The organism is Lentzea sp. (assembly GCF_035525475.1).
Taxonomy (GTDB): domain Bacteria; phylum Actinomycetota; class Actinomycetes; order Mycobacteriales; family Pseudonocardiaceae; genus Lentzea.
Genome location: NZ_DATLEC010000026.1, coordinates 1 through 9,059, shown reverse-complemented (window position 1 = coordinate 9,059; position 9,059 = coordinate 1). Strand labels below are relative to the sequence as shown.

Annotated in this window: 11 protein-coding genes; 9 read left to right on the top strand and 2 right to left on the bottom strand. The window is 70.7% G+C overall.

Annotated features, from left to right (window positions below):
- The 8 genes from VM306_RS03305 to VM306_RS03270 form a co-directional block, all read left to right on the top strand.
- Window positions 1-929 (top strand): ABC-F family ATP-binding cassette domain-containing protein (locus VM306_RS03305; protein WP_325510703.1); only part of this gene is annotated, 929 nt, incomplete at its 5' end.
- Between the two features lie 174 nt (window positions 930-1,103).
- Window positions 1,104-1,313, top strand: a complete 210-nt coding sequence (locus tag VM306_RS03300; RefSeq protein WP_030473247.1) for a helix-turn-helix domain-containing protein — start codon at window positions 1,104-1,106, stop codon at window positions 1,311-1,313.
- Window positions 1,314-1,371: 58 nt separating this feature from the next.
- The gene (locus VM306_RS03295) at window positions 1,372-2,184 is read left to right on the top strand and encodes an enoyl-CoA hydratase/isomerase family protein (protein ID WP_325510701.1); all 813 of its coding nucleotides are present in this window, start codon (window positions 1,372-1,374) and stop codon (window positions 2,182-2,184) included.
- A gap of 90 nt (window positions 2,185-2,274) precedes the next feature.
- Window positions 2,275-4,164 (top strand): ABC transporter ATP-binding protein, encoded by a 1,890-nt coding sequence (locus VM306_RS03290; protein ID WP_325510700.1) that lies wholly within the window; start codon window positions 2,275-2,277, stop codon window positions 4,162-4,164.
- A 417-nt stretch (window positions 4,165-4,581) separates the two neighbouring features.
- Complete coding sequence (locus VM306_RS03285; RefSeq protein WP_325510699.1) at window positions 4,582-5,541, top strand: FAD-binding oxidoreductase; 960 nt, start codon at window positions 4,582-4,584, stop codon at window positions 5,539-5,541.
- The gene (locus tag VM306_RS03280; protein WP_325510705.1) at window positions 5,493-5,900 is read left to right on the top strand and encodes a hypothetical protein; all 408 of its coding nucleotides are present in this window, start codon (window positions 5,493-5,495) and stop codon (window positions 5,898-5,900) included. Before VM306_RS03285 ends, VM306_RS03280 begins: the two co-directional genes overlap by 49 nt.
- A complete protein-coding gene (locus VM306_RS03275; protein ID WP_325510704.1) occupies window positions 5,782-6,162 on the top strand; it encodes a BBE domain-containing protein in 381 nt (126 codons plus the stop codon). The genes VM306_RS03280 and VM306_RS03275 overlap by 119 nt, the downstream gene beginning before the upstream one ends.
- Window position 6,163: 1 nt before the next feature.
- Window positions 6,164-6,316 carry a LuxR C-terminal-related transcriptional regulator gene (locus VM306_RS03270; RefSeq protein ID WP_414672324.1) on the top strand — a complete coding sequence of 51 codons (153 nt, stop codon included), beginning with the start codon at window positions 6,164-6,166 and terminating at the stop codon, window positions 6,314-6,316.
- Here VM306_RS03270 and VM306_RS03265 read toward each other — a convergent pair.
- Entirely contained in the window at window positions 6,306-7,868 is a 1,563-nt protein-coding gene (locus VM306_RS03265) for a penicillin-binding transpeptidase domain-containing protein (protein WP_325510698.1), read from the bottom strand. The two genes, VM306_RS03270 and VM306_RS03265, sit on opposite strands and share 11 nt — an antisense overlap.
- A gap of 79 nt (window positions 7,869-7,947) precedes the next feature.
- On the bottom strand, window positions 7,948-8,688 hold the full coding sequence (locus tag VM306_RS03260; RefSeq protein WP_325510697.1) for an SIS domain-containing protein: 741 nt from the start codon (window positions 8,686-8,688) through the stop codon (window positions 7,948-7,950).
- A gap of 100 nt (window positions 8,689-8,788) precedes the next feature.
- Between VM306_RS03260 and VM306_RS03255 the strand changes: the two genes are divergently transcribed.
- Window positions 8,789-8,971: a hypothetical protein gene (locus VM306_RS03255; RefSeq protein WP_325510696.1), complete on the top strand. Its 183-nt coding sequence runs from the start codon at window positions 8,789-8,791 to the stop codon at window positions 8,969-8,971.
- The last annotated feature ends 88 nt before the right edge of the window (window positions 8,972-9,059 follow it).

The following is a 9,059-nucleotide window of genomic DNA, read 5'->3' as shown; positions in this document are numbered from 1 at the left end:
CGGTGTGGTTCCTCGACGCCACCCGCGGCGAGGTCGACCTCTACACCATGGGCTGGACGAAGTACCTCGAGGCGCGCGCCGCCGACGAGAAGCGCCGCCGCCGCGAGCGGGCGAACGCGGAGAAGAAGGCAGGCGTCCTGATGGCGCAGGCCGACAAGATGCGCGCCAAGGCGACGAAGGCGGTCGCCGCGCAGAACATGGCCAAGCGCGCGGAGAAGATGCTCGCGGGCCTGGACGAGACCCGTGTCGCGGACAAGGTCGCCAGGATCCGCTTCCCGGAGCCCGCGACGTGCGGCAAGACGCCGCTGATGGCCGAAGGCCTGAGCAAGTCCTACGGCTCGCTGGAGATCTTCACCGGCGTCGACCTCGCGATCGACAAGGGCTCGCGCGTGGTGATCCTCGGCTTGAACGGCGCGGGGAAGACGACGCTGCTGCGGCTGCTCGGCCAGATGGAGCGGCCGGACGCGGGCTCGCTGATCCCCGGTCACGGCCTGAAGGTCGGCTACTTCGCGCAGGAGCACGAGACGCTCGACCACGAGGCGACCGTGTGGCAGAACATCCGGCACGCCGCCCCGGACACCCAGGAACAGCAGCTCAGGCAGCTGCTCGGCACGTTCCTGTTCAGCGGTGAGCAGCTCGACCAGCCCGCGGGCACGCTGTCCGGTGGCGAGAAGACGCGGCTGGCGCTGGCCGGTCTGGTGTCGAGCGCGGCGAACGTGCTGCTGCTCGACGAGCCGACCAACAACCTGGACCCGGCCAGCCGCGAGCAGGTGCTCGACGCGCTGCGCCGCTACGAGGGCGCCGTCGTGCTCGTCACGCACGATCCGGGCGCGGTCGAGGCCCTTGAGCCCGAGCGGGTGATCCTGCTGCCCGACGGCACCGAGGATCACTGGTCCCAGGAGTACCTGGAACTCGTGCAGTTGGCCTGAGGCAACGTTTTTCGCGCTTTTGCGGAGCGTGGTCGAAGGTCAACTCTGAGTGATCAACCGACCACTCACAGATCATTTCGCATGATCGCCTGGCGTTCTGGCGTTTCGTGTTCGATCATTGCGACCACAGGGGCCGAAGCAGGCCCGACCTGCTCGTACGGAAGGCGGGACATGGTGGCTGACCTGAAGAAGGGCGCCCGGATCACCGGCGCCACGCGGGACAAGCTGGCCGCTGACCTGAAGAAGAAGTACGAAAAGGGCGCGAGCATCCGGGCACTGGCTGAATCCACCGGGCGCTCCTACGGCTTCGTCCACCGGGTTCTCTCCGAGTCCGGTGTGACGCTGCGCGGTCGCGGTGGCGCCACCCGGACGAAGAAGAAGTAGTTCCGACCCAGACTGCTACTCTCCGGTAACTAGCTTCTAGTTCGCCGGAGGTAGGACCATGCCAGTGCCCACCATCGACGCTGGCGTGCTCGAGCGCGGTGGCGTTCGGCTCGCGATTGCCGGGCCGCTCGCGACCGTCACGCTCGATCGTCCCGACGTGCTCAACGCACAGACGCCCGCCACCTGGCAGGCGTTGCGGCACATCGGTGAGCAGCTGGACCCGGACGTCCGAGTCGTGGTCGTCCGGGGATCCGGTCGCGCCTTCTCGGCGGGGCTGGACCGGCGCATGTTCACCGGAGAGCCGGTCGACGGCGAACCCGGTGGTCTCGGTGCGCTGCTGTCGGTGTCCGCTGAGGAGGCGGACGCCAAGATCGCGTCGTACCAGGCCGGGTTCACGTGGTTGAGCGACCCGGCACGCGTGACGATCGCCGCGGTGCAGGGGCATGCCATCGGCGCGGGTTTCCAGTTGGCGCTGGCGTGCGACTTCCGCGTGCTCGCCGAGGACGCGCAGTTCTGCATGGCCGAGACCGGTCTGGGCCTGGTGCCGGACCTGGGCGGGACTCTGCCCCTCGTGCGTCTCGTGGGGTACTCGCGCGCGGCCGAGTTGTGCGTGACTTCTCGCCGGGTGTCCGCGGAGGAGTCGCTGCGAATCGGCCTCGCGAACTCCGTCGTGCCCGTCGCGGACCTGGACGCGGCCGTGGAGGCGCTGGTCGCTGCCGTTCTGAAGCCCGCGCAGGGTGCGGTCACGGAGACGCTGGCGTTGATCGCGTCGGCCGCTTCGGGTGTGGGCTACACGGAACAGCTGGCTCTGGAGCGCGCCGCGCAGCTGCGCCGGCTGCGGTCGTTCGCCGCCCTGTCCGCTCAAAGCTGAACTTCACCTCGTTCCCAGCCGTACGCGAAGGAATTGTCAGACCGCTGTGCTGTTCTAGACAGCGTGGACGGCTACAGCTCTTGGCGATTCATGATGGGGGCCACCTCCGACGCACCTTCCAAGGTGCGCCGGGGGACCTTCCGACGCGTGCTGGCCTTCGCCCGGCCGCACCGGGCGAAGCTGGTGGTGTTCCTCCTGCTGACAGTGGTCTCGTCGGTGCTGGCGGTCACCACCCCGCTGCTCGCCGGCCGGGTGGTCGACGCGATCGTGAAGGGCTCCGCGCCGTCGGTCGTGGTCTGGCTGGCGGTGGTCATCGCGCTGGTCGCCGTGGTCGACGCCGGGCTGGGCGTCGTCGAGCGCTGGCAGTCCACCCGAATCGGTGAAGGTCTGATCTACGACCTCCGCCGTGCCGTGTTCGGGCACGTGCAGAAGATGCCGGTCGCGTTCTTCACGCGCACCCGCACCGGCGCGCTGGTCTCGCGCCTGAACAACGACGTGATCGGCGCTCAACGCGCCTTCACGTCGACGCTGTCCGGCTTCGTCACGAACATCATCCAGCTGGTGCTGTCGCTGGGCGTGATGTTCACGCTGTCGTGGCAGGTCACCGCTCTGGCGCTGGTGCTGCTGCCGGTGTTCGTGCTGCCCGCCAAGCGGATGGGCCGCCGGATGGCGGACATGCAGCGGGAGGCCTCCACGCTGAACGCGTCGATGGTCACCCAGTCGACGGAACGGTTCTCGGCGCCGGGCGCGACGCTGGTGAAGCTGTTCGGCCGGCCGGACCGCGAGGACGAGGAGTTCGGCGAGAAGGCCGCGCAGGTGCGCGACATCGGCATCCGGACCGCGATGGCCACCCGGTGGTTCATGACGGGCCTGACGCTGGTCTCGGCCTTGGCCCAGGCCCTCGTCTACGGCCTGGGCGGTTACCTGGCGCTGACCGGGCACCTGGCCGCCGGTGCCGTGGTGTCGCTGGCGCTGCTGCTGACCCGCCTGTACGCGCCGCTGACCGCCCTGGCGAACGCCCGCGTCGACCTGATGACGGCGATGGTGTCGTTCGAGCGCGTCTTCGAGGTGCTGGACCTCGACCCGATGATCAAGGAACGTCCCGACCCCCGGACCGTGCCCTCCGGTGCCGTGTCGGTCGAGTTCTCCGACGTCCGGTTCGCCTACCCGTCGGCCGAGAAGGTGTCGCTCGCCTCGCTGGAGTCGGTGGCCACTCTCGACACCCGCGGCGGCGAGGAGGTGTTGCACGGCATCAGCTTCAAGGCCGCGGCGGGCCAGCTGGTCGCCGTGGTCGGCTCGTCCGGCGCAGGCAAGTCGACGCTGGCCTCACTGGTCCCACGCCTGTACGACGTGGACGCCGGTGCCGTCCGGCTGTCCGGAGTGGACATCCGCGACCTGTCGTTCGAGTCGCTGCGCTCGACGGTCGGCGTGGTGACCCAGGACGGGCACCTGTTCCACGACACGATCCGAGCCAACCTGGAGTACGCGTCGCCCGGCGCCTCCGACGACGAGCTGTGGGACTCGCTGCGCCGAGCCCGCCTGCTCGACCTCGTGACGTCCCTGCCCGACCAGCTGGACACGGTGGTCGGCGAACGCGGCTACCGCCTGTCCGGCGGCGAACGCCAACGCCTGACGATCGCACGCCTGCTGCTGGCCAAGCCCCGAGTGGTGATCCTGGACGAGGCGACCGCCCACCTGGACTCGGAGTCCGAGGCGGCGGTGCAGGAGGCGCTGACCGAGGCCCTGCACGGCCGCACGGCCCTGGTGATTGCACACCGGCTGTCGACGATCCGCAACGCCGACCAGATCCTGGTCCTGGAACACGGCGAGATCGTCGAACGCGGCACGCACACCGAGCTGATGTCGGCCGAGGGCCGCTACGCGGACCTCTACAACACCCAGTTCGCCCAGCCGCCGGTGGTGGGCGTCTTCCCGACCCCGAAGTTCAGCGAACGCACGGAGGTCCCCCAAACAACCTGACCACGCCGCGCCCGCGCAGCCACCGTGCCCGCGCGGCCGGGCCGGAGCGCGCGGCCGGTCTCGGTGGTGGCTGGGCTCGAGCGCGTGGCCGCGGGTGGCGGCTGGGCGGAGGCGGACGGGCTCCGGCTGCGGTCCGGGTGCGCGGCAGGGCTCGACGGCAGCCGGCTTGCGCCTGGCAGGGCTGACCGGACTCCGTGGGCGGTTCGGCTGGTCTGCTGGGGTGCGGCTCGGACGCGCGGCCGGTCTTGGCCCTCGCCACGACCCCGCCGCCCTTCACCACCCCCGACCGACCGGGGCCGGGCATCGGCTCAGCCGTTCGGCTGGGTCGCGGCTCCACCTCCCGGCCGGGTGATCGGCTGATGTCCCGAGGATCCAGCCCTGCCACGGTGAGAACCACCAAGGCGAAGGGGGATCGGGATGAGCGACTCCGGGGGCATGAGCCGGCGAGCGTTGATGGCGGGCGCGGGGGCCGTCGCGGCGGGCGGGCTGGTGGGGCAGGGGTACGCGGCTGCGGCGGAGACAGGTGCGGTGCGGATCGGGCCTGGCGACGTGCGGTACGAAAATCTGGTGCGGGGGAACAACTTCCGGTTCGCCGGGCAGCCCGACGAGATTCGGGTGGCGACGTCGGCCGAGCAGGTCGTGCGGGCGGTGGACGAGGCTGTGCGGGGTGGGCGCTGGATCGCGGTGCGCAGTGGTGGGCATTGCTTCGAGAACCTGACCGCGTCGCCGGGGGTCCGGACGTTGCTCGACCTGTCGGCGTTGAACGAAGTGGGGTACGACGCCGCGAAAAAGGCCTTTGTGGTGCAGCCCGGGGCGACGCTGGGGCAGGTGTACCGGACGTTGTGCGCCGGGTGGGGTGTCACGATTCCGGGTGGTGGCTGTCCGGAGGTCGGGGCCGGCGGGCACATCGCGGGTGGTGGGTACGGGCCGTTGTCGCGGCGGTACGGGGCTGTGGTGGATCACCTCCACGGCGTTGAGGTGGTCGTGGTCGGCAAGGACGGCAGGGCTCGTGCGGTGGTTGCCACGCGCGAGAAGGACGATCCCAACCGCGAGTTGTGGTGGGCGCACACCGGTGGGGGCGGCGGCAACTTCGGGGTGGTGACGAAGTACTGGCTGCGGTCGCCGGATGGCAGGAACGTGCTGCCGCCCGTACCACGCGAGATGGTGCAGCACGTGACGATCTGGGACTGGGGGCAGCTGACCGAGGAGAAGCTCGGCGGGATGCTGCGGAACTTCGGGACGTGGCACGAACGCCACCGCGCGCCGGGGCGCCGCAGGCCGGGCTGTACGGGATTCTCGAGGTGCAGCAACGGAACGGTGGCATCGCCATGCTCTCCATGCAGGCCGACGCGGACCTGCCGGGCGTCGGCGCGATGATCGACGAGCTCGTCTCGGCGGTGACGGCGGGGCTAGGGCTCACGCCGGTGTTCGTGTTGCGCAAGTCCGTGCCGTGGCTGCACAAGATGACGTGGCCCGGCACCGGCGAACCGGGGGACGTGCTCACGCGGCGGTACAAGATCAAGGCGGCGTACCTGCGGCGGTCGTTCGACGCGAACCAGCTCGGTGCGATCTGGCGCAACCTCAGCGACCCCGCCGGGGCCGCCGGGCGGTGGCATGGTGTTGGTCGAGTATGGCGGGCAGGCCAACGCCGTGGCGCCGCACGAGACGGCGACCGCGCAGCGCGACGTGGTGATGAAGGCGGTCTACCAGGCGGTGTGGAGCGAGGAACAGGATGACGCGGCCAATCTCGCGTGGGTGCGCGAGTTCTACCGCGACGTCTACGCCGAGACCGGTGGGGTGCCCGTGCCCGGTGAGGTGAACGACGGTTTCTACATCAACTACGCGGACGCCGACCTCGCGGACCCGGCCTGGAACACGTCGGGCGTGTCCGCGCAACGCCTGTACTACAAGGACAACTACCCGCGGCTGCAGCGGATCAAGGCGAAGTGGGACCCGCACACCGTGTTCCGGCACGCCCTCGCGATCCAGCCCGGATAGATTGACCGCCGGGGCGGCGGGCCTCTTCATCACCGAGGCCACGGTGAAGTCCCACCTGCTCAACATCTACGGCAAGCTCGAGGTGAGCGACCGGGCCTCCGCGGTCACGGAGGCCTTCCACCGCGGGCTGCTCGTCCCGAGGATCACCCCTTGAGGAAGGCGGCCGTGGCGTTCAGGGCGCTCTGCGACGACCCGGCGTTCTCCACGAACACCGCGAACGCCACGGTGCCCTGGTAGCCGACGAACCAGCCGTGCTCGGTGCCGCCGCCCGCCTCCGCGGTCCCGGTCTTGCCCGCCAGGCCGGGGATCCCTGCCAGCTGCTTCGCGGTGCCGGAGGTGACCACCTCGCGCATCATCGACCGCAACGGCGCCAGCACCGACGCGGGCGGGCCCGCCGCCACGTCGTTCGCGACGGGAACCTTGCCGCGCAACAGGGTCGGCGTGGGCTGCCTGCCGGAGACCACGGTGGCGGCCACCAGGGCCATGCCGAACGGGCTCGCGACCACGGTGCCCTGGCCGAAGCTGTTCTCCACCTGCTGGTCCCCGGTGGCGGGCGGGACCTTGCCGGTGTTGGTGTCGGCGCCCGCGATGGTCCAGTCGGCGCCCAGGCCGAAGCGCTTCGCCATGTCCGGCAGGGCGTTCGGGCCGAGCTTCGAGCCCAGCTCGCCGAAGGTCGTGTTGCACGACAGGGCGAAGGCGGTGTGGAACGGGATGCTGTCGTGGCCGAAGCCCGCGTTGCTGATGCGGCGGGTGCCGATGGTGGCGGTGGCGGGGCAGGCGACGGAGGTGTTCGGCTGGACCAGTCCCGTGTCGAGCGCCGCGGCGCCGGTGACGATCTTCATCGTCGAGCCGGGGGCGTAGCGGCCGACGAACGGGTTGGTGTTGCTCAACGTCCTGTTCTGGGCCACGGCGAGGATCTCGCTCGTGGACGCCTCGACGGCGACGATCGCGGCGCCGTTCGGGAGCGCGTCGACCGCGGCCTGCGCCGCTGCCTGGCGGGCAGGGTCGAGGGTGACGGTGATCTTCTCGCCGGCTTCCGGCTTCTTGCCGTCCAGCGCGGTGAACGCCGCACCCGCGGAGATGCCGACCTCCCAGCCGTCGGTGCCCTTGAGGTCGCCGACCTGGCCCGTGATCGTCTTGTAGAGGCCGTCCGGGATGGTGCCCTGTGCCAACGGCTTCCCGTCGCGGCCGAGCAGCGCCCCGTCCGCCACGGCCCTGCGGTAGACGAGCGAGCCGCCGTCGGTCAGCTGCGGGTGGATGACCGCCGGGGTCCAGTGGATCTTCCAGACACCGTCGACCCGCTGCATCGGGATCTTGACGTCGTACTTCAGCAGGGCCGAGTTCGGCATCGTCCAGGAGACGGACGCGGTGATCTCCGCGGTCGTGGCGTCAGGTCCCGGCGGTGCGGCTTCGCCCAGGCGGGCCTGGTAGGCCGAGGTGCCCATGCCGGCCCTGGTGGCGGTCAGGGCCTGCGTGGCGGCGGGCGGCGCGTCGGTCAGGGCGGCGGCCGCCGCGGGGTCGGAGGCGAACGCCCCGGTCACGAACGTCTGCGCCACCTGGGCCGGCGTCTCGGCGAGCTTCGTCGTCGGCTGCTCGCTCGAGCCGGCCGGACCTCCGCCGAAGAGCAACGCGCCCGCCACGCCGAGTGTGGTCGCCGTGACGAGCGCGCCGCCGATCAGGATCCATCTGCGAGTCTTGGTCTCCACTGGTCAAATCCCCCCGGAAAAGTGTTCTCCCCGGTGGGAGGTTAACGCGGAGGGGCCGTGCCGCCCTGAGGGTTTCTACCTATCCGAGCTGCGGGATGCGGGTCTGGTAGTGCCTGAGCAGGTCGGCGTTGGCCGCGTCGCCGCCCTCGACGTTCGCGCTGCGCCACAACGGCAGCCGCACACCGGTCTCGGCGGCCTTGTCGACGAGCCGGACCATCAGCAGGTTCCAGAGGAACGCCGTGGCGATGGTGGAGATGGCCGCGGTGACCGGCGCCTCGGCGGGGTAGGTCGAGTCGCCGGGCGGGACGAGGTTGTCGAGGACGACGGTGGCCACCTCGGCCAGCGTCACGCCGGCGCGGCGCGGGGCCTGGGCGCTCGAGGCGACCGAGGTGACGGCGACGACGGGACAGCCCTTGTTCGCGGCCTCCTGGGCCAGCTCGACCGGGTAGTGGTTCACGCCGGAGGTCGAGAAGACGAACAGCACGTCGTGCAGGGCGATGCCCGCCTCCCGCAGGACCTCGCCGGCGAGGCCGGAGCGGCGTTCGGCGGCGGTGCTGCTGATCGCGCCGTGCATCGGCAGCAGCTCGGGGTGGTAGATCGGGCGGACGCAGGCGAGGCCACCCGCGCGGTAGAAGGTTTCGGCGACCGCTGCCAGTGAGTGTCCTGCGCCGGCGGTGAGGAGGGTTCCGTCGGCCTGGACTGCGGCGAGCACGAGCTCGGCCACGTCGTCCAACGCGGCCGCGTTGTGCTGTTCGACGCGCGTCAGGTGCGTGCGCACGAGGGTGCCGTAGTCGGACCCGGTCACGGTGTCGGTCGTCATGCGGGTCAGTAGTACCGGATCGTCGATGACCTCACCAGTAACCCAGGCGCTACAAACCTCGATACGCGCGGTACAGGGGCGACTGCGCGGCGGACAGGCGGTGGTTTTGAGCAGAAGGCACTTCTTCTTCTGGGTGGTGCTGACGGCGGTGTTCGCCGCCGCGGGAGCCACGAACATCGCGCTGGCGGTGACCTACTCCGAGCTGTGGCCGGTGTGGGCGGCGCTGGCGCTGCTCGTCGTGGCGAGCGGGTGCGCTCGTGCGGCGGTGCACGCACGGCCGTAGACCAGCAGTTCTACGCCTCGCCGCCGCGCGGCCCGAGGTCTTCCGGCCGGTCCACGTCGGCGCCGTCCGCCACGTCGGAGCACTCGAC

Bases quoted from the DNA above. Each gene is read 5' to 3' on its own strand.
- VM306_RS03295 (WP_325510701.1), top strand. From the start codon at position 1,372: ATGCCAGTGCCCACCATCGACGCTGGCGTGCTCGAGCGCGGTGGCGTT.
- VM306_RS03290 (WP_325510700.1), top strand. From the start codon at position 2,275: ATGATGGGGGCCACCTCCGACGCACCTTCCAAGGTGCGCCGGGGGACC.
- VM306_RS03285 (WP_325510699.1), top strand. From the start codon at position 4,582: ATGAGCGACTCCGGGGGCATGAGCCGGCGAGCGTTGATGGCGGGCGCG.
- VM306_RS03280 (WP_325510705.1), top strand. From the start codon at position 5,493: ATGCTCTCCATGCAGGCCGACGCGGACCTGCCGGGCGTCGGCGCGATG.
- VM306_RS03260 (WP_325510697.1), bottom strand. From the start codon at position 8,688: ATGACGACCGACACCGTGACCGGGTCCGACTACGGCACCCTCGTGCGC.